This window comes from Sagittula sp. (genome assembly GCF_052825245.1).
Genome location: NZ_JBRBWD010000013.1, coordinates 1 through 22651 on the forward strand (window position 1 = coordinate 1; position 22651 = coordinate 22651).

General features: G+C 67.5%; 20 protein-coding genes and 1 tRNA gene. 13 read left to right on the top strand and 8 right to left on the bottom strand.

What is annotated here, in order from left to right; all coding sequences use genetic code 11:
• Nucleotides 1-217 precede the first annotated feature (217 nt).
• The gene (typA, locus tag ACU0DV_RS03205) at nucleotides 218-2035 is read right to left on the bottom strand and encodes a translational GTPase TypA (protein ID WP_100930444.1); all 1818 of its coding nucleotides are present in this window, start codon (nucleotides 2033-2035) and stop codon (nucleotides 218-220) included.
• Nucleotides 2036-2375: 340 nt separating this feature from the next.
• Here typA and ACU0DV_RS03210 point away from each other — a divergent pair, with 340 nt between their 5' ends.
• Nucleotides 2376-2963 carry an outer membrane protein gene (locus ACU0DV_RS03210; RefSeq protein WP_100930445.1) on the top strand — a complete coding sequence of 196 codons (588 nt, stop codon included), beginning with the start codon at nucleotides 2376-2378 and terminating at the stop codon, nucleotides 2961-2963.
• A gap of 78 nt (nucleotides 2964-3041) precedes the next feature.
• Here ACU0DV_RS03210 and ACU0DV_RS03215 read toward each other — a convergent pair whose 3' ends face one another.
• Nucleotides 3042-3371 carry a DMT family transporter gene (locus tag ACU0DV_RS03215; protein ID WP_446241025.1) on the bottom strand — a complete coding sequence of 110 codons (330 nt, stop codon included), beginning with the start codon at nucleotides 3369-3371 and terminating at the stop codon, nucleotides 3042-3044.
• Nucleotides 3372-3422: 51 nt separating this feature from the next.
• Entirely contained in the window at nucleotides 3423-4964 is a 1542-nt protein-coding gene (locus ACU0DV_RS03220) for a trimethylamine methyltransferase family protein (protein WP_446241026.1), read from the bottom strand.
• 223 nt (nucleotides 4965-5187) lie between these two features.
• On the opposite strand from ACU0DV_RS03220, the gene ACU0DV_RS03225 reads away from it, so the two are divergent.
• Together ACU0DV_RS03225 and ACU0DV_RS03230 are read left to right on the top strand one after the other, a co-directional pair.
• Nucleotides 5188-5757 (top strand): hypothetical protein, encoded by a 570-nt coding sequence (locus tag ACU0DV_RS03225; RefSeq protein WP_283983429.1) that lies wholly within the window; start codon nucleotides 5188-5190, stop codon nucleotides 5755-5757.
• Between the two features lie 78 nt (nucleotides 5758-5835).
• On the top strand, nucleotides 5836-7569 hold the full coding sequence (locus ACU0DV_RS03230; RefSeq protein ID WP_446241027.1) for a methyl-accepting chemotaxis protein: 1734 nt from the start codon (nucleotides 5836-5838) through the stop codon (nucleotides 7567-7569).
• Nucleotides 7570-7684: 115 nt separating this feature from the next.
• Here ACU0DV_RS03230 and ACU0DV_RS03235 read toward each other — a convergent pair whose 3' ends face one another.
• The gene (locus ACU0DV_RS03235) at nucleotides 7685-11101 is read right to left on the bottom strand and encodes an indolepyruvate ferredoxin oxidoreductase family protein (protein ID WP_446241028.1); all 3417 of its coding nucleotides are present in this window, start codon (nucleotides 11099-11101) and stop codon (nucleotides 7685-7687) included.
• Between the two features lie 127 nt (nucleotides 11102-11228).
• Between ACU0DV_RS03235 and ACU0DV_RS03240 the strand changes: the two genes are divergently transcribed.
• Nucleotides 11229-11699 (top strand): Lrp/AsnC family transcriptional regulator, encoded by a 471-nt coding sequence (locus tag ACU0DV_RS03240; protein ID WP_446241029.1) that lies wholly within the window; start codon nucleotides 11229-11231, stop codon nucleotides 11697-11699.
• 152 nt (nucleotides 11700-11851) lie between these two features.
• Here the strand turns inward: ACU0DV_RS03240 and ACU0DV_RS03245 are convergent, their stop codons facing one another.
• The 3 genes from ACU0DV_RS03245 to ACU0DV_RS03255 form a co-directional block, all read right to left on the bottom strand.
• Nucleotides 11852-13144, bottom strand: coding sequence for a PQQ-dependent sugar dehydrogenase (locus ACU0DV_RS03245; RefSeq protein ID WP_446241030.1), 1293 nt, complete (start codon nucleotides 13142-13144; stop codon nucleotides 11852-11854).
• Nucleotides 13145-13301: 157 nt separating this feature from the next.
• Nucleotides 13302-14225 carry a zinc metalloprotease HtpX gene (gene htpX, locus ACU0DV_RS03250; protein ID WP_100930453.1) on the bottom strand — a complete coding sequence of 308 codons (924 nt, stop codon included), beginning with the start codon at nucleotides 14223-14225 and terminating at the stop codon, nucleotides 13302-13304.
• 286 nt (nucleotides 14226-14511) lie between these two features.
• A tRNA-Ser gene (locus ACU0DV_RS03255) sits at nucleotides 14512-14601 on the bottom strand.
• 168 nt (nucleotides 14602-14769) lie between these two features.
• On the opposite strand from ACU0DV_RS03255, the gene ACU0DV_RS03260 reads away from it, so the two are divergent.
• From ACU0DV_RS03260 to ACU0DV_RS03295, 8 genes are all read left to right on the top strand, one after another.
• Nucleotides 14770-15633 carry a DUF2059 domain-containing protein gene (locus tag ACU0DV_RS03260; RefSeq protein ID WP_370311208.1) on the top strand — a complete coding sequence of 288 codons (864 nt, stop codon included), beginning with the start codon at nucleotides 14770-14772 and terminating at the stop codon, nucleotides 15631-15633.
• 233 nt (nucleotides 15634-15866) lie between these two features.
• On the top strand, nucleotides 15867-16448 hold the full coding sequence (locus ACU0DV_RS03265) for a 50S ribosomal protein L21 (protein WP_446241031.1): 582 nt from the start codon (nucleotides 15867-15869) through the stop codon (nucleotides 16446-16448).
• 22 nt (nucleotides 16449-16470) lie between these two features.
• Complete coding sequence (gene rpmA / locus ACU0DV_RS03270; protein WP_005857992.1) at nucleotides 16471-16740, top strand: 50S ribosomal protein L27; 270 nt, start codon at nucleotides 16471-16473, stop codon at nucleotides 16738-16740.
• Nucleotides 16741-16895: 155 nt separating this feature from the next.
• A complete protein-coding gene (locus ACU0DV_RS03275) occupies nucleotides 16896-17435 on the top strand; it encodes a GNAT family N-acetyltransferase (RefSeq protein ID WP_100930455.1) in 540 nt (179 codons plus the stop codon).
• A gap of 10 nt (nucleotides 17436-17445) precedes the next feature.
• Nucleotides 17446-18009 (top strand): GNAT family N-acetyltransferase, encoded by a 564-nt coding sequence (locus ACU0DV_RS03280; RefSeq protein ID WP_446241032.1) that lies wholly within the window; start codon nucleotides 17446-17448, stop codon nucleotides 18007-18009.
• Between the two features lie 120 nt (nucleotides 18010-18129).
• The gene (gene obgE / locus ACU0DV_RS03285) at nucleotides 18130-19176 is read left to right on the top strand and encodes a GTPase ObgE (RefSeq protein ID WP_100930457.1); all 1047 of its coding nucleotides are present in this window, start codon (nucleotides 18130-18132) and stop codon (nucleotides 19174-19176) included.
• Nucleotides 19164-20270: a glutamate 5-kinase gene (gene proB, locus ACU0DV_RS03290; RefSeq protein WP_446241033.1), complete on the top strand. Its 1107-nt coding sequence runs from the start codon at nucleotides 19164-19166 to the stop codon at nucleotides 20268-20270. The genes obgE and proB overlap by 13 nt, the downstream gene beginning before the upstream one ends.
• A 102-nt stretch (nucleotides 20271-20372) precedes the next feature.
• Entirely contained in the window at nucleotides 20373-21638 is a 1266-nt protein-coding gene (locus tag ACU0DV_RS03295; RefSeq protein ID WP_446241034.1) for a glutamate-5-semialdehyde dehydrogenase, read from the top strand.
• 97 nt (nucleotides 21639-21735) lie between these two features.
• Here the strand turns inward: ACU0DV_RS03295 and ACU0DV_RS03300 are convergent, their stop codons facing one another.
• Nucleotides 21736-22341, bottom strand: a complete 606-nt coding sequence (locus tag ACU0DV_RS03300; RefSeq protein ID WP_254698221.1) for a histidine phosphotransferase family protein — start codon at nucleotides 22339-22341, stop codon at nucleotides 21736-21738.
• A gap of 26 nt (nucleotides 22342-22367) precedes the next feature.
• On the opposite strand from ACU0DV_RS03300, the gene ACU0DV_RS03305 reads away from it, so the two are divergent.
• Nucleotides 22368-22550, top strand: coding sequence for a DUF3553 domain-containing protein (locus ACU0DV_RS03305; RefSeq protein WP_005857999.1), 183 nt, complete (start codon nucleotides 22368-22370; stop codon nucleotides 22548-22550).
• Nucleotides 22551-22651: the final 101 nt, after the last annotated feature.

Consider the following 22651-nt stretch of genomic DNA (forward strand, 5'->3'; position numbering starts at 1 on the left):
CTCCTCGCGCCGCGATCCTCGCGGGTCCACCGCGCCGAGGCCACCGCCCCGCCGCGTTCCATCGAGCTCAGCACCCCCGGGCGGCGGCCCGCGATGGCACCCTTGTGCGGGGTCCAGCCGTGGAACCCGCGGTTCAGACCGCCGGTGCCGCGGGGGGGGGGCCCGCCCCCCCCCCCCCCCCCCCCGGGGGGGGCCAACGAACGCGGGCCAAACCCGGTCAGGCAGAGCGCGACGCGCGCTTGCGCTCATGCGGGTCGAGGAACCGCTTGCGCAGGCGCACGGCGTTCGGCGTGACTTCCACCAGCTCGTCGTCGTTGATGTAGGCGATGGCCTCTTCCAGCGACAGCGACATCGGCGTGGTCAGGCGCACGGCCTCGTCGGTGCCCGAGGCCCGGACGTTGGTCAGCTTCTTGCCTTTCAGCGGGTTCACTTCCAGGTCGTTGTCCCGGGAATGCTCGCCGATGATCATGCCGGTGTAGACCGGGGCCTGCGCGCCGATCATCATCTTGCCGCGATCCTCGAGGTTCCACAGCGCGTAGGCCACCGCCTCGCCGCTTTCCATGGAGATCAGCACGCCCTGGCGGCGGCCCGGGATGGCACCCTTGTGCGGGGTCCAGCCGTGGAACACGCGGTTCAGAACGCCGGTGCCGCGGGTGTCGGTCAGGAACTCGCCGTGATAGCCGATGAGGCCGCGCGACGGGACATGCGCGATGATCCGCGTCTTGCCCGCACCGGCGGGCCGCATCTCGACCAGCTCGCCCTTGCGGACGCCTGTGATCTTCTCGATCACCGCGCCGGAGTACTCGTCGTCCACGTCGATGGTCGCCTCTTCGACGGGTTCCATCATCTGGCCGTCGACTTCCTTCATGATTACCTGCGGACGCGAGATCGACAGCTCGAAGCCTTCGCGACGCATGTTCTCGATCAGGACGCCCATCTGCAGTTCGCCACGGCCCGAGACTTCAAAGGCCTCGCCGCCGGGGGTGTCCTTGATGCGGATGGCGACGTTGGTCTCGGCCTCTTTATAAAGGCGGTCGCGGATCACGCGGGACTGCACCTTCTTGCCGTCGCGGCCAGCCAGCGGGCTGTCGTTGATCCCGAAGGTCACGGTGATGGTCGGCGGGTCGATGGGCTGGGCCTCGAGCGGCTCGTCCACCGCCAGCGCGCAGAGCGTGTCGGCCACGGTGGTCTTGGTCATGCCCGCGACGGACACGATGTCGCCGGCAAAGGCCTCGTCGATGTCCTGCATCTGCAGGCCGCGGAAGGCCTGGATCTTGGTGACGCGGAACTGCTCGATCTTCTGGCCGATACGGCTGATCGACTGGATCGTCTGACCCACCTTCACGTGGCCGGATTCGATGCGGCCCGTCAGCAGGCGGCCGACAAAGGGGTCGGCACCCAGGGTGACGGCCAGCATGCGGAAGTCCTCGTCCACGTGCTTGACCTGCTTCGGCTCGGGCACGTGGTCGACGATCAGGCGGAACAGCGCGTCGAGGTTCTTGCGCGGGCCGTCCAGCTCCGTGTCGCACCAGCCGTTGCGGCCGGAGGCATAGAGATGCGGGAAGTCGAGCTGGTCCTCGTCGGCGTCGAGGGCCGAGAACAGGTCAAAGACTTCGTCCAGCGCGCGGTCCGGCTCCGCGTCGGGCTTGTCGACCTTGTTCAGCACCACGATCGGGCGCAGGCCAAGCGCCAGCGCCTTGGACGTCACGAACTTGGTCTGCGGCATGGGGCCTTCGGCGGCGTCCACCAGCAGCACCACGCCGTCGACCATCGACAGGATGCGTTCCACCTCGGCGCCGAAGTCGGCGTGGCCGGGGGTGTCCACGATGTTGATCCGCGTGCCCTTCCACTCGACGGAAGTCGCCTTGGCAAGGATGGTGATCCCTCGCTCGCGTTCGAGGTCGTTCGAATCCATGGCCCGTTCGGCCACGGCCTGGTTGGCGCGGAAAGCGCCGGATTGCTTCAGCAGTTCGTCGACGAGGGTCGTCTTGCCGTGGTCGACGTGCGCGATGATCGCGACGTTGCGCAATTGCATGTCTGTTTCCTCTTGTCCGGATTGCCGCCCGCGTAGCGGCAGTCGGGCCAAAACACCAGTGCCAATCGGTCGCAAACCCCCCTGTTGCAATGATGTGACGGATCGTTCCTCACGTTTTCGCGCGCGGAACAGGCGGGGAATGGCCGGGTGCATCCACGTCATCGGCACCGATTGGCCAAAAAAAGCCAGTCCTTGGAAATTACACACGAAATCGGGAACGGAAAGGCGGGGTTCAACCGTTGAAAGGGTACTACGGATGGCCACATGGCTGTCGAGCGCCCGAGCAGACCGGACAGAGACCCGGAACGAGGCGTGAAAAACAAAAGAAAGGACGAAGGAAATGAAAAAGCATATCCTGACCATGACCGTCGCCATTGCAGCACTTGGCACCGCAGCTTCCGCAGGCAGCCTTGACGTGACGCCGGTCGAGCCGACCCCGGTCACCCCGGTTGAAGTCGTTCCGGTTGCACCGGTCGGCACCTGGACGGGTGGCTATGCCGGTCTGAGCCTCGGCGGCGCACAGGCGTCCTCGGGCGGTTCCGAAGAGACCGGCCTGATCTACGGCCTGCACGGCGGCTACGACTACCAGTTCGGTAACGGTATCGTTCTGGGTGGTGAAGCCGAGTTCCAGGGCAACGACGACCTGAGCGTCAACGGCTTCGACGTGGACAACGTGTCCCGCGCCAAGGCACGCATGGGCTACGACCTCGGCCCGGCGCTGGTTTACGGCACCGCCGGTGTCTCCAAGGTGAACACCAGCATCGGCGAGGCGACCTCCCCGGTTTACGGCCTCGGCATGGAATACAAGGTGACCGATCGCTTCAGCGTCGGTGCGGAATACCTGAACGAGGACTTCGAGAACCTCGGCTCCACGGAAACCGACCTGCAGCAGGACTCGATCTCGCTGCGCGGCAACTTCCGTTTCTGATCGCAGCCTGATCTGTCGATGTTGCGCCCCGGACCCTTGGTCCGGGGCGTTTTCGTTTGTGCGTCGCGGCCGTGCCGGTCAGTGCGGTGTCGCGCGGGAAAACAGGTGGATCACCACGATCCCGGCGAGGATCATGGCCATGCCCAGCACCGCCGCAAGGTCGAGCTTCTGGCCGAAGACCACCCGACCGATCACGGCGATCAGCACGATGCCCAGCCCGGACCAGATCGCGTAAGTGACGCCCACGGGCATGACCTTCAGCACCATGCTCAGCAGATAGAACGCCGCAGCGTAGGACACCGCCACCACGACAGAGGGCAGGGGCCGGGTGAACTGCTGGCTGGCCTGCAGCGCGGTGGTACCGATGGTTTCGGCCACCACCGCGAGGATGAGGATGAGATAGGGCATGAGGCGACTCCCGCTTGGTTGTGCCCCGGTCTACGTGCCGGGGCGGCGGGGTCAATACGCGGGCAGGTGGATCGGGAAGCGGGCCCGGATGGCACGGTCCAGATCGGCGTGGAACCGGGCGGCAGAGGGCACGGACAGGATCATCTCCTTCCTGCGGGTCGCGGCCTCCTGCAGGCAGGGCTTCTCGCGCTCCTCCCACTCCTTGGGCGACATGCGGTTGCCGAGCGTCGGATAGACGTGGTCCTTCTGCATCCGGCCCAGAGTCTGGTCGGTGCCGACGTAGTGGCCCGGACCCTCAAGGCAGACCTCGCGCATCTGATCCAGCGCGAGGGTGTCGTCGTCCACCTCGATCCCGCGCACGCAGCGCAGCGCCTGACCGATCAGGTCGTCGCCCAGGATCAGGCTCTCGTGGCAGAACCCCAGAAGGGAGGCGTGCATGCCCGCGGCCTCGTAGATCATGTTCACGCCCGCCAGCCCGGCCATGACGTTGGAACACATCTGTTCCCACCCGGCCTGCATGTCCGGCAGCTTCGAATCCGAAGCGCCGCCCGCCGATCCGCCGGGCAGGCCGTAGAACCGCGCCATCTGCCCGCAGCCCGCCGTCAGCAAGGCCTGCTCGCCAGAACCCACGCTCATCGCCCCGGTCCTGAGGTCGAGCCCGAAGGGCCATGTCCCGAAGATCGCCGGATGCCCCGGCGCCAGCGCGTTGACGTAGACCACACCGGCAAGGCATTCCGCCACCGACTGCACGATGGCCCCGGCGATGGTCGAGGGCGCGGTCGCCCCGGCCATGCCCGCGCTGAGCAGGAGCACGGGCATACCGCCGCGGATGCAGGCCTCCATCGTCTGGCAGCTTTCGGTGGCAAAGCGCATCGGCGGCACCACGAAACAGTTGGAGTTCGAGACGAAGGGCCGGGCGCGCCACGCCTCTTCTCCGCCCGCGATCAGGTGCAGCAGCTCGAACGCCGCGCCCACATGGGATGGGTCGGAAAAGGAGGTGCCCACGTGTTTCGTCGTGCCAGAGCAGCAGGCGTAGAGCGTGTTGAGGTCCATCTCCAGCGCGTTGGGAATGTCGCGCGCCACCATGGGGCGCTGCAGGAAATGCAGGTTGTCGAGCACGTCGACGATCCGCGCCGCATCGTGCAGGTCCTGCACCGTGCTTTCGCGGTAGCTGCGGTCCGCCGGATCGACCATGTGCACGGCAGCGCCGGCGGTGCCGTAGTGCACGCGGCTGCCCGACAGGTCGAGGTCGTGATGCGCCTCGCGACCGTGCAGCGGGATATCCCGCGCAGCCCGGGCCAGCATGTCCTCCACCAGCGCCGCAGGGAAGCGCAGGCGGCCGTCCTCGCCCTGCAGGGCACCCGCGGCCACCATCGCCTCCACACCGCTCTCCGGCGCGCCTGACAGCCCGATCTCTTCCAGCGCCGTCAGCGCGGTGCGGTGGATGCGCAGCACCTCTGCGTCGCTCAGGGGATTGTAGCGCCCACCCGTGAGCCCGGCCCGCACCGGTCTGAGATCGTGGGCGAGGGCGGCGGTTCTGGCAGCGACACGGGCACGGCGACCGCCGCCCCGCCGGGTAAGAGGCGCATTCATCTCGATAGGTCTCCGTCTGCCTGATCGGGTGATGTCATGCCGCGATGCTGGGGGCTGGCGCGCCGCGCCGTCTGCGCCGAATGCGACATGGGGTCGTTTTCGTCAGCGCCCGCGGTGCGGGTTGCGACAATTGGACGGAAATTGAATGAGGCGCCTTTACCGACTGGTAGGTGTTGGGGCGTAGCGTGCGCTCCACCTGACACAGATACCGGAGACTCCCCCCATGCGCGCAGCACTCTTCACCGCCATGCTCGGCCTTTCGGCCACCATGGCCTTCGCGGCCGAACCCGAGGCCAACGTGAAGGCCTTCCTCGACACCCACATCGCGCCTTGGGCGCAGGACCCCGCCATCCTTTCGGCGGTCGCGAAACAGAATGCCCAGACCGCGGGCTACGACGCCGCCACCATCGAGGAAATGGACCAGAAATGGCGGGCAGAGGTCGGCACGGGAGCCTCCGAACTGGTCGACGGCGTGCTGATGAACCCCGCATCCGACCTCCTGCGGTCGCGGGTCGAGGGGTCCGGCGGGATGATGACGGAGGTGATCGTCATGGATGCCCTCGGCCTGAACGTCGCCGCCTCGCAGGCGACCTCCGACTACTGGCAGGGCGACGAGGACAAGTACCAGCAGACCTACAGCGTCGGTCCCCGCGCGGTGCATGTCTCGGAGATCGAGTTCGACGAATCGAGCCAGACTTACCAGGTGCAGATCTCCATCACCCTCAACGACCCGGCCACCGGCGCCCCCATCGGCGCGATGACGGTGGGCATCGATGCCGAAGCGCTGATGTAAGCGCCGACCAGTCGCACTGCCGCGCGGGGGGCGAACCCGCCGCGCGGAAAAATCGGGAAAAAACCTGAAAGAAATCCGATGTCCGAGCAAACGACTTCAGACGGCCCGCGGGCCGGCGCCCGCCACTCCATCTTCATCCGCTGCGCCGCGATCATGGCCCTGACCACGATCGTCGTCGCGGGCGTGCTGTCCGGCGGTGCCATGCAGTTGCTCGAGCGGATGGCCGTCGCAGACGTGAACCTCCAGGGGGAACGCGCCGCCGACAAGGCCGCGGAGGATCTTGCCAAGCCCCTGCGCTTCAACGTGACCGACAAGATCGAGGAAGCGGTCGCCCACGCCTTCAGCAGCGTTGGCGCAAGCGGTGGCGCCGCCGTGGTGATCGGGGCCGAAGGCGACGTCGTGCTGGCGCTCGGCGACGCGGACGACATGGGTCCGGTGGGCGAGATCGCGCAGGAGGTCATGTCTTCCGGAACGGCGGTCTCGGCGGACGGCGGGCGCGTGCGGGCGGTGCCGGTCTTCGCCGGGGAAGGCGGTCCGGTGATCGGCGTCTTCGGTTTCACCGTCTCCTACGATGCGAAGATGCAGGAGGTCTGGAACCGGGTCCGCTGGATCTTCGTTCTGGCCGCCGTGACATTCGCCTTGATGATGTCTCTGACGCTTTACCTCTTGTCCCGGACCCTTGGCCGCCCGCTGAAGTCGCTGGCCGCGGCAGTGTCCGATGTGGCGCAGGGCAATTACGACACGCAGCACGGCATGAGCGCCCGCAAGGACGAGATCGGCGGCATCGCCCGCAACCTCGACACCCTGCTGGAGGTGCTGCGCGACGGTCGCGCGGCCGAGGACCGCCGCGCACAGACGCTCGCCGCGCAGATCCGCGTGGTGGAGGAACTGGGGCAGGCGCTGGACAGCCTCGCCAGCGGGGTGCTGCACCGCCGGATCGAGGTGGAGTTCCCCGGCGAATACAGGTCGCTGCGCGACAACTACAACCGCGCGGTCGACCATCTGCGCAAGGTCGTCGAAGAGGTGAAGGAAGGCGCGAAAAGCATCCTCGGCAGCTCGGACCAGATCGCCTCTGCCTCTGGCGAACTGTCGCGCCGGACGGAAACCCAGGCCGCGACGCTCGAACAAAGCGCCGCAGCGATGGAGGAGATGCTGAACAGCGTGCGCTCCGCCGCGAAGAATGCAGCGGACGCCAACACCACCGTGCACAGCACCCGCGAGATCGCCGAACGCAACGGCGAGGTGATGAAATCCGCCGTCGATGCCATGGGCGAGATCGAGAAAAGCTCTGACCGGATATCGGAGATCACGACCGTCATCGACGACATCGCCTTCCAGACCAACCTCCTTGCGCTGAACGCCGGGGTGGAGGCGGCGCGGGCCGGTGACTCGGGCAAGGGCTTTGCCGTGGTCGCCTCCGAGGTGCGCGGTCTGGCCCAGCGAAGCGCGGAGGCCGCGCAGCAGATCAAGGACCTGATCCAGGGCTCGGGCGAACGCGTCCGCGACGGCGTGCGGCTGGTGGAGGCCGCGGGCAACGCCCTGCAGGACGTTCTCGACAAGGTGGCGGACGTGTCCCGCATGGTGGAGGGCATCGCCTCAAGCGCCGGCGATCAGGCTCAGGGACTTAACGAAATCAACACCGGCATCGCCAACCTGGACCGCGTGACCCAGCAGAACGCCGCCATGGTCGAAGAGTCCACCGCCGCCGCGCAGATGCTGCAGGGCGACGCCGACAGCCTGAACGATCTCGTCTCCCGCTTCTCCACCCGCCCGGCGCAAGCGGTCGAGAAGCGAATTGACAAGGCGGCCTGAAGGGGCGGCAGGTCGCGCGCCCCTTCTTCACAACCTTGGGCCGTTTGGCCGTTTGTCGATCAGGGGAACAGGCGCGCGCCGCAGTCTTCGAAGGCCACCTGACCGGTCAAGGCGGTCAGAGGCCCCGCTCTTCAAGCGCCTGTGCGATATCGCCGCGCACCCGGTCCACCGCCGCGTCCTTGACCGGCCCGAAGCCACGGATCTCCATGACCCTGGCGGCGATGCCAGCCCGGTCTTCGACGGTGTCGCGGGTCAGCCCGGTGGTGAGCCTGTCCAGAAGCGCGGTGTATTCCCCGATCAGGGCGCGCTCCATGCGCCGTTCGCGCGTGTAGCCGAAGGGATCGAGCGCCGTACCCCGCAGCCGTTTCATGCGGGCCAGCTGGCGGAACACCGGGCCGATCCACGGCCCGAAGCTGCGCTTCAGCGGCCGTCCCCGCGCGTCCTTGCCCGGCAGCATCGGCGGCGCGAGGTGGTGTTTCACGACGAAGTCGCCGCCGAAGCGATCCTTCAGCCCTTCGGCAAACCCCGTCTGGCTGTGCAGCCGCGCGACCTCATATTCGTCCTTGTAGGACATGAGCTTGAACAGCCCCTTCACGGCGGCCTCCGTCAGCGGGCCGGGCGCACCGGTCGCCGCCACCTCCGCCGCACGCACCCGGTCGATCGCGGTGCGATAGTGGTCCGCCCAGGCACTGTCCTGATACTCCGTCAGGAAGGCAGCGCGGCGGTCGATCGTCTCGTCCAGCGTCATCACCGGCGCGGCGGTCAGCCCGGCGGCGGCCTCCGCCTCTGCCCGGTCGGTCACCACGATCCGCCCCCAGGCGAAGGCGCGCTTGTTGAGGTCGGGCTTCACGCCGTTCAGCTCGATGGCGCGCATCAGGGCATCGTACGACAGGGGCACGAGGCCCGCCTGCCAGGCCGCGCCCAACATCATCACATTGGCAAAGACCGTATCGCCCAGAAGCGCCTCTGACAGGGCGTTGGCATCGAGCGTCTTCAGATACGCCGCGTCGACACCCCCGGCAATCGCCGCCAGACGCTGCCCGGCGTTCAGGTCCGCGTCGCGGTTCCGTACGAGGTCGCCCGTCGGCATGACGGCGGTGTTCACCACCGCCCGGGTGCCCGCGTGGAAAGTCTGCGAGGCCTTGGGGGAGGAGCTGACCACAATGTCGCAACCGATCAGCGCGTCGGCGGAGGCGGGCTCCACCCGCACCTGGTTCACCGCCTCGGGCTCCTTTGCCATGCGGATGTAGCTGATGACCGGGCCGAATTTTTGCGCAAACCCCATGAAGTCCAGCACCGATGCGCCCTTGCCTTCGAGGTTGGCGGCCATGGCGATCACCTGTCCGACCGTGACCACGCCCGTCCCGCCCACGCCGGTGACGACGATGTCCCAGGGCCGGTCCAGTGCGGGCCCGACCGGCTCCGTCAGCCTTTGCGACAGCCGGTCGAAGGCCGCGTCGCCCGCGCCCTTGCCACGCTTCAGCGTCGCGCCCTCCACCGTGACGAAGCTGGGGCAGAAGCCGTTCAGGCAGGTGAAATCCTTGTTGCAGGTGTTGAGGTTGATCTTGCGCTTGCGGCCGAATTCCGTCTCCAGCGGCTCCACGCTCAGGCAGTTACTCTCCACCGAACAGTCGCCGCAGCCCTCGCAGACCAGCGGGTTGATGACGGCGTAGCGCTTCGGATCCTCCATCAGGCCGCGCTTGCGCAGGCGGCGTTTCTCCGTGGCGCAGGTCTGCTGGTAGATCAGGACGGTGGTGCCGGGGATCTCGCGAAGATCGCGCTGGACGCGGTCCAGATCGCGTCGGTGGAAGGCGGTGACACCGGGAACCCGGGGCAGGCCGTCGGGCGCGTCGCTTACCATGACGACCTTCTTCGCGCCTTCGGCCAGCACCGACCGGGCAATCGCCTCGACCGAGATCGGCCCGTCCACCTGCTGCCCGCCGGTCATCGCCACGGCGTCGTTGAACAGGATCTTGAAGGTGATGTTGGTGCCCGCGGCAATCGCCTGGCGAATGGCCAGCGACCCGGAGTGGTAATAGGTCCCTTCGCCGAGGTTCTGGAACACGTGCCGGTTGCCGTTGAACTTCGACCGCGCCACCCAGTTCACCCCTTCGCCGCCCATCTGGATCAGCGAGGTGGTGTTGCGCCCCATCCACGAGGCCATGAAGTGACAGCCGATCCCGGCAAAGGCCTGCGATCCCTTGGGCACCTTGGTGGAGGTGTTGTGCGGACAACCCGAACAGAAATACGGCGTGCGGGTCGCGCCCGCGACCTGGATCGGCTGCGGCGTGTCGGTCACATGGGCCGCGCGATCCCGCAGGTCGACGATGCCGTTGCGCTCCAGCCGGTCGGCGATGTGCCGGGCCAGCATCACCGGGCCAAGCTCCTGCGTCCATGGGATCAGGCGCTGGCCGGTCTCGTCGCGCTTGCCCACCATGCGCCGCGGTTTGCGTCCGGGGAAATCGTAGAAGTACTCCTTGAGCTGGCTCTCGATGATACCGCGCTTCTCCTCGACCACCAGCAGCTCGTCCTTCTCGTGGGCGAACTCCAGCGCGCCGTCATGCTCCAGCGGCCAGACCATGCCGACCTTGTAGAGGTCGATGCCAAGCTCCGCCGCGCGCGTCCGGTCGATGCCCAGCAGGCGCAGCGCCTCCAGCACGTCCAGATGTGCCTTGCCTGTGGTGACGATGCCGAAGCGGGCAGGGTGGCCCCATTCGGCGCGGTCGATGGGATTGGTCCGGGCAAAGGCCATCACGGCGTTTTTCTTGTGCTCCAGCCGCGCCTCGATCTGCGGGCCGGGCAGGTCGGGCCAGCGGTAGTGCAGGCCATCGGCAGGCGGCGTGAAGTCGGGCGTGACAAATGTCCGGTCCGGCGCCAGCTCGAACGACATGCCGGATTCAACGGTTTCGGAGATCGCCTTGAAGCCGACCCACATCCCCGAGAAGCGCGACAGCGCATAGCCCCATTCGGCGAAGGGCAGGAACTCCGCCACGTTGGCGGGGTTCAGCGTCGGCATGAAGAAGTTCATGAAGGCCACGTCGGACTGGTGCGACATCGACGAGGACACGCATCCGTGGTCGTCGCCCGCCACCACCAGCACACCGCCATGGGGCGAGGACCCGTAGGCGTTGCCGTGCTTCAGCGCGTCGCCCGCCCGGTCCACCCCCGGCCCCTTGCCGTACCAGAGGCCGAAGACGGCGCGGCATTCCTTGTCGGGATCGGTCTCCACCTGCTGGGTGCCGATCATCTGCGTCGCGCCGAATTCCTCGTTCACCGCGGGCAGGAAGGTCACGCCCGCCTCGCGCACGATGTCGGCGTTTCGCCCGATCTCGAGGTCGATGCCCCCCACCGGCGAGCCGCGATAGCCGGAGATATACCCCCGCGTGTCGAGCCCGCGCGCCCGGTCGCGCCGCGCCTGGTCCAGCGCAATGCGCACGATGGCCTGCGTCCCGGTCATGAACACCCGGCCTTCGGTGCGTGTGTAGCGGTCGCTCAGCGCGTAATCCTTCAGGATCGGCGTCTGGTCTGTCATCGGTCTCCTCCCGGTGCGGACATGTGTCGCTTGGGCCCGATGATACGGCATTTCAGGTGAAAAGGGCTTTCAACGACGTCCCGGGCAGGGTCCAATGTGAGCGATTCCTTTCAGAAGGGCCGCCCAGATGAACGATTTCGATCCGCTATCGCCGGTAGAGGCTAAACTGCTTTCGATGCTCCAGCGCGACGCCTCGCTCTCCGTAGCGGAGTTGGCCGAGGCGGCGAACAGCTCTGCCGCAACGGTCTGGCGCCGCATCCGCAGCCTCGAGGAACGCGGCGTGATCGGCCCGCCGGTGCGGCTGGTCGATCCGGCAAAGGTCGGGCGCGGCATGGATGTCTACTGCCAGGTGCGGATGAAGTCGCAGGACGCGCAGGCGCGGGCGGCTTTCCAGCAGGCGGTCGACGACGAACCCGCGATCATGGAGGTCTACTCGGTCACCGGCGAGTGGGACTACATGCTGCACATGGTCGTGCGCGACATCGCCGATTTCGAGGACATCCTGATGCGGCGCCTGCTCGAACTGGACTGCGTGGCGGGCACATCCACCATCTTCGCCCTGCGCCGGATAAAACACACGCGGCAGGTGCCGGTGTGACGGCGGCGGGGCCTCGCGACAGGACCATCCGCTATACAGAGCGTCTTTCCGCAAGGCAGGCTTGACCGGGGGAAAGCTGCGGCCCTGATCCGTGACAGGGCCGCAGCATCTATGTCGGGCGCTTCGGTGAATGCAGGCGCCCGCAACGGCGCTCAGGAGGCCGCCGTCACCCGCCAGATCACGTCGCCCACGTCATCCGCCATCAGCAGCGACTTGCCGTCCGGTCCCAGCGTCACCCCGACAGGCCGTCCGTAGGCCAGCTTCTCGTCCTCCGACAGGAAACCCGACAGGATGTCCCGCGCCGGGCCGCTCGGCTTGCCGCCCTCGAAAGGGATGAAGATCAGCCGGTAGCCGCTCAGCTTCGAGCGGTTCCACGATCCGTGCTGGCCGATCACCATGCCCGCGCCGAAACCGGGCAGGGTGCCTTCGGGCATCCAGCAGAGCCCCAGCGACGCCGTGTGCCCGCCAAGCGCGTAGTCCGGCGTGATCGCCTGCGCGACCATCTCCGGGTCCTGCGCGACGCGGTCGTCCACCGTCTTGCCCCAGTAGCAATAGGGCCAGCCGTAGAACCCGCCGTCCTGAACCGAGGTCAGGTAATCCGGCGGCGTCTCGTCACCCAGGCCGTCGCGCTCGTTCACCACCGTCCAGAGCTTGCCGGTCACCGGCTCCCACGCCATGCCGACCGCGTTGCGCAGGCCCGAGGCGAAGATGCGCGCCGCGCCCGTGGCCACGTCCAGTTCCCAGATCGCCGCGCGGCCTTCCTCGGCCGCCATGCCCTGGTCGCCGATGTTCGACAGCGACCCGACCCCGGCATAGATCTTCGTCCCGTCGGGCGAGACGATCAGGCTGCGCGTCCAGTGGCCGTGCGGCTTGAAATCGACCAGCTTCTCTCCGTCGCCGGACAGCGCCTGGTCCCCGTCGGCGTAGTCGAAGACCTTTATCCCGTCCGTGTTGCCGAGGTAGAAGCGGTTGCCCACCAGCGCCATGCCGAAAGGCTGGTTCTGGTTCTCGACAAAGACCTTGCGGACCTCCGCCACGCCGTCGCCGTCCGCGTCGCGCCACAGGGTGACGCGGTTGGCGCTCTTGCCGATGGCCTTGACCCGGCGCATCGTCGCCTGCGCGGCGTGATCCATCAGCGTCTTCGGCGGCCCGGCCTGTTCCTTCGACTCCGCCACCAGCACGTCGCCGTTCGGCAGAACCTCGATCCAGCGCGGATGGTCGAGCCCGCTGGCAAAGGCGTTGACCTTGAGCCCGGGCGCGCAGGTCGGCAGGCGACCGTTCTTCCAGCCTTCGGCAACCGGCATCTTCAGCGTCATGATGCCCTGCGCACGGGCCTCGGGAATGTCGGGTTTTGCACCAAAGGCCTGATGTGCCGGCGATCCCATGCGCCGGACGTATGCGACGGTGCCGCCCACAAGGGCGGTTGCTTTTGCGATAAGCTCCATGTGTACCTCTCTGTTTGACCGGCACCTTATCCAACGCCGTGGACGAGCGATACCTGCCTTGTCCGCTCAGAAGGTCAGGCGGGCGCAAAGCGGTGGCGTCAGGGCGGGGGCCGTCCGTCTGACGGCTGGGCGTCGCCGCAGTCGCCCCGCCGGACCCTTACGACCAGGGACCGGACTGACGGCGCGCGCGGGTCTTCGGCACGCTGCTGGAAGAGACGGTCGCGGTGTCCCGCACACGTCCCGAACCTGCCTGACCGGCCATGGCGCGCAGGGCAGCGATCCGGTTCTCCGTCGCGGGGTGGGTCGCGAACAGGTTGTCGTGCTTGTGGGCATGCAGCGGGTTGATGATGAACATATGCGCCGTGGCCGGGTTGCGCTCTGCCGCGTGGTTGTCGATGCGGGCCGCGCCCACGGCGATCTTTTCCAGCGCCGAGGCCAGCCAGAGCGGCTGGCCGCAGATCTCCGCCCCGGCCTTGTCGGCGGCGTATTCCCGCGTCCGGCTGATCGCCATCTGCACCAGCGCCGCCGCCAGCGGGGCAAGGAACATCATCAAAAGCGTGCCGATCAGGCCCAGCCTCTCCCGCGAGCCGCCGAAGAACATTGCGAAGTTCGCCAGCATGGAAATCGCCCCGGCGAAGGTCGCCGTCACGGTCATGATCGCGGTGTCGTGGTTGCGGATATGCGCCAGCTCATGCGCGATCACGCCGGCCAGTTCCTCGCGGCTGAGGCTGCGGATCAGGCCCGAGGTCACCGCCACGGCGGCATTCTCGGGGTTCCGCCCGGTGGCAAAGGCATTGGGCTGCGGCGTGTCGATCAGGTAGACCTTGGGCTCGGGCAGCCCGGCGTTGCGCGCCAGTTCGGCCGTGAGGGCGTGCAGCCCCATCCGGTCGCCGCGCACCACCGGCTGCGCGTTGTGCATGCGCAGGACCATGCGGTCCGAGTTCCACCAGGTGAAGACGTTCATCCCCGCCGCCACCAGAAGCGCGATCATCGCGCCGCCCGTGCCGCCGATCAGGTAGCCCACGCCCATGAACAGCGCCGTCATCGCCGCCATGAGCATCGCTGTCTTTACATAGCCCATCCAAGCCTCCGTGCCGCTTCCATGCGGTAATGGATGAGATATGGAGACGGTTCCCGAGCGCGCAAGCATTTGCCGGTGGATGTGAATGATGGGTCTCAGGGCGGCGCTGCACCGGAAGGTGCCGCCGCCGAGCGGCTCCACATCTATTAGAGGCACGGAAAAAAGGACCCAGCGGGCATGTCACGCCGATGACCCGCGCACATGATATGTAAGACAAAGCCGACAATCCCCACACGCCGTCTTTCCTGCGCAAGGCAGGAGAGGGCGATCCATAGTCGGGGAAATGTGGCGGAGAGACAGGGATTCGAACCCTGGGTGGACTTGCGCCCACAACGGTTTTCGAGACCGCCCCGCTCGACCACTCCGGCACCTCTCCGCGGGGGTCTGGGTAGAGGGGCGTTTAGACAATTCAAAAGGCAGGTGCAACAGCCAAAACAACGGAATTTCGCCGGAGCGCCGCACAGGCCGCGCAACACGGTTGTTGCCGCCCGCCTGCCGGGCTACCTGTAACCCAGCAAACACGCACGAGGACCCGGACAACCCCATGGCCACCGCCACCAGATTCGCGCAGCAGCCCGCGGGGGCAGGGCTCATGCGCATCGCCGCCGCACTGATGCTCTGCCTTGTCGCCGCGCTACCTCTGCGTGCCGATCCGGCGAAAGAGGGCATCGACGACCTGCTGGATGCGCTGCAGATCGATTCCATGCTCGAGATCATGCGCGTCGAGGGGCTGGCCTACGGGGCCGATCTTGGCGACGACATGTTCCAGGGCGGGGACAACGCCCGCTGGCAGACCCTTCTGTCGCAGATCTACGACGTGCCGAAGATGCACATCGTCATGCGCAACCACTTCGCCCATCTGCTGGACGGCACCGACATCGGGCCGCTGGTCGACTTCTTCTCGTCCGAGACGGGCACCCGCATCGTGCAGCTCGAGCTTTCGGCGCGCCGCGCGATGATCGACGACGAGGTGGAGGACACCGCGCGGCAGGCTTTCCTTGCCGCCGATCTCGACGCGCCGCGGATGCAGCAACTCACCCGCTTCATCGAGGTGAACGACCTGCTCGAGGCCAACGTGGCCGGCGCGCTCAACGCCTCCTTCCAGTTCTACCGCGGGCTGGTGGACGGCGGCGGCCTTGCGATGACGGAGGGCGACATCCTCGCCGACGTCTGGGGGCAGGAGGAAGAGACCCGCGACGACACGCGCGAATGGCTCTATGCCTTCCTGATGCTGGCCTACGAGCCGCTGACGGACGCGGAACTCGACCAGTACATCGAGATCTCGGCCACGCCGGAGGGGCGTCTTCTGAACCGTGCGCTCTTTGCCGGGTTCAACGCGATGTACGACGAGGTGTCCTATGCGCTGGGGCTCGCCGCGGCGGAACAGATGCAGACGCAGGAGCTGTAGAACAGGGCGCGCCGCGTGGTGCGGAGCGCTTGACAGGCCTGTCGCACGCGCGTATAGGCACCGGACCAAAGGACGGGGCTCAGGCCCCGCCTTTCGTTTTTGAGATACCCGCCCGACGCAGGGCACATCAACCAACGTCTTGAGAAAGACGCGCAGTTCGAGGCCGGGGCAGGTGCCCCGCCAACGCCCGGAACCGGGGGCCGAAGGACGCGGCAGAGAAAAGGAAGACGCGCATGTTCGCGGTGATGAAAACCGGCGGCAAGCAGTACAAGGTCGCAGCCGGCGACACCCTCCGGGTGGAAAAGCTGGCCGCAGACGCTGGCGAGACCGTTCAGTTCAACGACATCCTGATGCTCGGCGGTGACTCCGTCGTCGTCGGTGCACCCTTCGTGTCGGGCGCGGCCGTGCAGGCCGAGGTCGTGGACCAGGTCAAGGGCGAGAAGCTGATCCACTTCGTGAAGCGTCGCCGCAAGCACAGCTCGCAGCGGACCAAGGGCCACCGTCAGCAACTGACCGTCCTGCGGATCACCGAGATCCTGTCCGAAGGCGCAGACAAGACCGGCGTCAAGGCCGCAATCGGCGCGGGCTCCGCTCCGAAGGCCGCGTCGAACGACGCAGCCGCACCCGCAGCCGCCACAAAGGGTGGCGAAGGTGACGACCTGACCCAGATCACCGGTGTCGGCCCCGCCGCCGCCAAGAAGCTGAACGACGCAGGCATCACGACCTACGCGCAGCTCGCCGCTGTCGACCCGGAAACCTTCGAGGCCACCAAGGTGAAGCCGGAGTGGGTCGAGCAGGCGAAGACCCTCGCGTAACCGATAGTAAGGAGAGAGACACATGGCACATAAAAAGGCAGGCGGTTCCTCCCGCAACGGTCGCGACTCCGCAGGTCGTCGCCTCGGCGTGAAACTTTACGGCGGCCAGGCCGTTATCCCGGGCAACATCATCGTGCGTCAGCGCGGCACGAAGTTCTGGCCGGGCGAAGGCGTCGGCATGGGCCGCGACCACACGATCTTTGCCACGGTCGAGGGCGCCGTCCAGTTCCACAAGGGACTGAAAGGCCGCACCTTCATTTCCGTAATGCCGGCAGCGGAGGCTGCCGAGTAAGCCGGTTTTCAGGTCTGAAAGTTACAGACGGGGGATCGGCCAACCGGCCGGTCCCCTTCGCCTTTTGAGCGACCGGGCCCGGCCTTATATCGGACATGTATGTCCGTTATCCCAGACCTTCGTGATTGCGAGGGATGCACGAGAGGAGAGTGCAGATGGGCCTTGATTTGACGAATGACCTTCCTGTTGTGGAAACCGAACGGTTCGACCTGCGCCCCGTGCGCCGGTCCGACATGGGCCTGTGGGAGCTTTACGCCTCCGACAAGCGCGTGGCCGCCATGACCCCCACGATCCCGCACCCCGTGCCCCCCGGCGCGGCAGAGGCTTTCGTGACCCGCGCCGTGGCGCCGGACCGCGAATGGGACATCTGGGCGATGGACGGGACCCGCGTCGGCGGGTCGGAATTCATGGGCGTGATCAAGCTGATGCGGCTGGACCGCGACCAGTCGGAGATCCGCTACTGGGTGGCGCCCGCCTTCTGGAACACCGGCCTCGCGTCGGAGGCCGTGCGCGCCCTGGTAGAGGCCAACCCGCTGAACAACAAGACGATGTTCGCCTCCGTCTTTCAGGACAACCCGGCCTCGGCCAAGGTGCTGGTGAACTGCGGCTTCGAATACATCGGCGACGCGGAATCCTATTCCGTCGCGCGCCAGTCGAAGGTCCCGACCTGGACCTACCTGAAAAAGCTGAGCTGAGGAGCCCCCCATGTTGCGCACGAAGCGGCTGGTCCTCCGGCCTCTTCGCGCCGGGGACGAGGGCTGGATCACCCGCCACATCGCCGATCCCGAAGTGCACCGCTGGCTGACCTCCGTGCCGCATCCCTACGCGGCGGCGGATGGCGCGGCCTTCGTCGCACGCTTTGCCGGGCGCCCCGGAACGCTGGCGCTGGTCGCCGAGGACGTGCCCTGCGGGGTGCTGACCATCGAGCACGCCAGCCGCCTTGCCGACGACCGTCCGGCGGCGTGGGAACTGGGCTACTGGCTGCGCCGCGACCATTGGGGCAGGGGGCTGATGACCGAAGCGGCGGAGGCCGCGATCCGTCACCACCGCGCCGAACACGGGGCCACCATCCACAGCGGCTGGATCACCGGCAACGCGGGCTCTGCCCGGGTGCTGGCAAAGCTGGGGTTCCAAGGCCCGACACACAACGAAGAACGGCACGCCTTCTTCCACGGCCGGCCGGTGACGGTAGAGCGGGTGATCCTGCCCGCCGATGCGCCGTTCCCGCCACGACATGACCCCGCGGACGCCCACCCGGCGCACCCGTAACACCCCGCCTGCGCAACGGCCCGGCCCGCGCGCAGTCCGCCCCTTCCACACGCCGGGATCGCTTGTTCCCGTACGCAAATCCCGCTACATCCCGGCCACCCAGTTCGAAAGCACGTTCCGATGAAATTCCTCGATCTCTGCAAGGTCTATGTCCGCTCCGGCTCGGGCGGCAACGGCTCGGTCTCGTTCCGCCGGGAGAAGTTCATCGAGTTCGGCGGCCCCGACGGCGGTGACGGCGGCACGGGCGGCTCCGTCTGGGCAGAGGCCGTGGACGGCCTCAACACGCTGATCGACTTCCGCTACCAGCAGCACTGGTTCGCCCAGAACGGGCAGGGCGGCATGGGCCGCGGCCGCACCGGCAAGAACGGCGACGACATCCTGCTGCGCGTGCCCGTGGGCACGGAGATCATCGACGAGGACGAGGAAACCGTCATCGCCGACCTCTCCACGCTGGGCGATCGCGTCCTGCTGGCCAAGGGCGGCAACGGCGGCTGGGGCAACCTGCGGTTCAAGACCTCCACCAACCAGGCGCCGCGCCGCGCCAACGCCGGTCAGGAAGGCATCGAACGCACCCTCTGGCTGCGGCTGAAGCTGATCGCGGACGTGGGTCTCGTGGGGCTGCCCAACGCGGGCAAGTCCACCTTCCTCGCCGCCACCTCGAACGCCCGGCCGAAGATCGCGGATTACCCGTTCACCACGCTGCACCCGAACCTCGGGGTGGTGAAGGTCGACAACACCGAATTCGTCGTGGCAGACATCCCCGGCCTGATCGAGGGTGCGCACGAAGGCCGTGGCCTGGGCGACATCTTCCTCGGCCATATCGAGCGGAGCGCCGTCCTTCTGCACCTGATCGACGGCACCTCCGGCACGCTGATCGAGGACTGGCAGACCATCTGCGACGAACTCGACGCCTACGGCGAGGGGCTGACCGACAAGCCCCGCATCACCGTGCTGAACAAGATCGACGCCATGGACGACGAGGAACGCGCCTTCCTCAAGGACGAACTGGAGGCCGCCGGGGCCGAGAACGTCATGCTGATGTCCGGCGCCACCAAGGAAGGCGTGACCGAGGTGCTGCGCGCGCTCCGGCCGCATGTCGATGCCCGCCGCGCCGCCGACCGTCCCGCCGATCCGGAGGACGAGGAGGACAAGCCTTGGAAGCCCTGACCGCCTCGCGCAGGCTGGTGGTCAAGATCGGTTCTGCGCTGCTGGTGGACCGCAAGACCGGCGACCTGCGCCGGGACTGGCTCGCCGCCATCGCCGAAGACATCGCCGAACAGAAGGCCGCCGGCAAGGACGTGATCCTGGTCTCTTCCGGCTCCATTGCGCTGGGGCGCGGGCTGCTCGGCCTGCCGCAGACCACGCTGCCGCTGGAACAGGCACAGGCCGCCGCCGCCTGCGGCCAGATCCGCCTTGCCCACGCCTGGGCCGAGGCGCTGGCCCGCCACGGTCTGATCACCGCGCAGGTGCTGGTGACGCTGGAGGATTCCGCCGACCGCCGCCGCTACCTGAACGCCCGCGCCACGCTGGCCACGCTGCTCAGCCACGGCGCCGTGCCCATCGTGAACGAGAACGACACCGTCGCCACGGACGAGATCCGCTATGGCGACAACGACCGCCTCGCGGCGCAGATCGCCGTGACCACCGGCGCCGACCTGCTGATCCTGCTGTCGGATGTCGACGGGCTCTATACCGGCAACCCCGGCAGCGACCCGCAGGCACAGCGCCTCGCGACGGTGAACGATATAACACCGCAGATCGAGGCGATGGCCGGTGACGCGGGCTCGGGCCTATCCAAGGGCGGGATGAAGACCAAGGTGATGGCCGCCAAGACCGCCATGGCCTCCGGCTGCGCCATGGTCATCATGCACGGGGCGGCGGATCACCCGCTGACGCGCCTCAGGGACGGCGCGCCGCACACGCTCTTCGTCGCCGACATGGACCCGCACGCCGCCCGCAAGCGCTGGATCGCCGCGATGAAGTCTCAGGGCACGCTGATCATCGACGCGGGCGCCACGCAGGCGCTGGCCCGCGGGAAAAGCCTGCTGCCCGCCGGTCTCACCCGGGTCGAAGGCACGTTCGGCCGGGGCGACCCGGTGACGCTGCGCGCCCCCGACGGCACCACGCTGGGGCAGGGGCTCGCCCGCTACACCGCCGCAGAGGCGCGCCAGATCGCCGGCCACCACAGCGCCGAGATCGAGCAGATCCTCGGCTATCCGGGGCGCGCCGTGCTTGTCCATCGCGACGACATGGCGCTCTGACCCGTTCTGACCCGGGGCGCGCGCGGGCGTCCGAAGAACTGGCGCCCCGCGCGCATCCCCTGTAAAAATACCCCTCGAACCCCAACCACGAAGGCAAGGCCCATGAAGGATCTCACCGACATCCCCGCCCTGATGCAGGACATCGGCACGCGCGCGCGCGCCGCCGCAGCGGATCTCGCCTTCGCACCAGCCGCAGCCAAGCAGAAGGCGCTCGAATCCGCCGCAGCTCACCTGTGGGACAACCGCGCCGCCATCGTCGAGGCCAACGCAAAGGACCTCGACTACGGGCGCGAAAAGGGTCTCTCGGACGCGATGATGGACCGCCTGACCCTGACGGAGGACCGCATCGCCGCGATCCGCGACAGCCTGATCGCCGTGGCGCAGCAGGACGATCCCGTGGGCAAGGTCATCACCGAATGGGACCAGCCCTCGGGCCTCCACATCCGGCGCGTGCGCACACCGCTCGGCGTGATCGGCGTGATCTACGAGTCCCGGCCCAACGTGACCGCGGACGCGGGCGCGCTCTGCCTGAAGTCCGGCAATGCGGTGATCCTGCGCGGCGGCTCTGAATCGCTGCATTCCAGCGCCGCGATCCACGCCAGCCTCGTGCACGGCCTGCAAGAGGCCGGTCTGCCCGAGGATGCGATCCAGATGGTGCCGACCCGCGACCGGGCCGCCGTCTCCGAGATGCTGACCATGACCGATTACATCGACGTCATCATCCCGCGCGGCGGAAAGGGCCTCGTGGGTCTTGTCCAGCGCGAGGCCCGCGTGCCGGTCTTCGCCCACCTCGAAGGCATCGTGCACATCTACATCGACAAGGACGCCGACCCGGTGAAGGCGCTCTCGGTCGTCAAGAACGCCAAGACCCGCCGCACCGGCATCTGCGGCGCCGCCGAATGCCTGCTGATCCACCGCGACGTGGTCGACGACATCGGGCAGGGCATCATCCGGGCGCTGATCGACGCCGGGGTGGAGGTGCGCGCCGACGAGACCCTGCGTGCCATCGCCGGCACCGAGGAGGCGACGGAGGCCGACTGGGGCAAGGAATACCTCGACATGGTGATCGCCGCGAAGGTGGTGGACGACATCGACGCCGCCATCGCGCACATCCGGCGCTACGGCTCGAACCACACCGACTGCATCATCACCGAGGACGATGCCGCCGCCGCCCGGTTCTTCCAGCGGCTCGATTCGGCGATCCTGATGCGCAACGTCTCGACGCAGTTCGCCGACGGCGGAGAGTTCGGCATGGGCGCCGAGATCGGCATCGCCACCGGCAAGATGCACGCCCGCGGCCCGGTGGGGGTCGAGCAGCTCACCTCGTTCAAGTACCTCGTCGAAGGCGACGGCATCCTCCGCAAGTGACGAGGCTGACGGCACCCGCCCTGCGCGACATGACGTAGGGCGGGGCTTCGCGCCGCCGCCCCGCTCCGCTCCGGGCGGGCCGCTCCGGGACCTCGTGTCAGGCGATCTTCAGGGTGATCGAATCGTCCGTCAGGGTGGCCAGCAACTGCCGCCCGCGCACTGCTGCGAGGATCGGCAGCAGCGCGAAATGCACCTTGTCGGGCGGCGGCGTGTCCAGCGGCGCCGCGCCGTTGATGTGATCCCAGTACGTCCGGTCGCCGTTGATCCGCGCGCCCGATGCGCGCACCGTCCAGCCGGCCGCGTCGTTCTCGATCCGCACGGCGCCGCCCATGGGCAGCGCGCTCTCGCAGCACTGGAAGGCCAGGAAGCAGAGCTGCACCTCCGGGCGCGGCTGGTCCTCCGCCGCCGACCATTCCGCCGTCAGCCGCCCGCCGCTGGTCACGCCCGACAGGATGCCGGCGATCTCGCGGCGCGACATCATCTGCGCCTCGCCCGCCGCGCCATAGGCCACCCGGAAGAACCGGATGCGCGCCGCGGCGCTGGCGCAACTGTCCTGGATCAGCGTCATCTCCGGGCTGGACTGGTCGGCCCCCGACAGGGCAATCAGCTCAAGTCCGTTCTGGATCGCACCGATCGGGCTGATAAGGTCGTGGCACAGGCGCGACCCCACAAGTGCTGCGAGCGTGGCGCTGACATTCTGCATTTCTATCTCCACAAGGACGAACGGACATGAACGACATCAACGCCTTGCTGGAGCCCGGTCAGATCGTCCGCCATCCGGATCAGCCGGATTGGGGCCTGGGTCAGGTCCAGTCCAACATCGACGGGCGCATCACCGTCAATTTCAGGGAACAGGGCAAGGTCGTGCTCGACGGCTCGGTCGTGGCCCTCGTTCCCGTGTTCGAAACCTAAACTAGGGCGTCACCGGTTGACAAATGGTTAACCACTGAGCGGTCGCGGCAAGCGCCATGCCCGGCAATTGGGCGTTTCCAAACCGGGCCGAGATGCTCTAG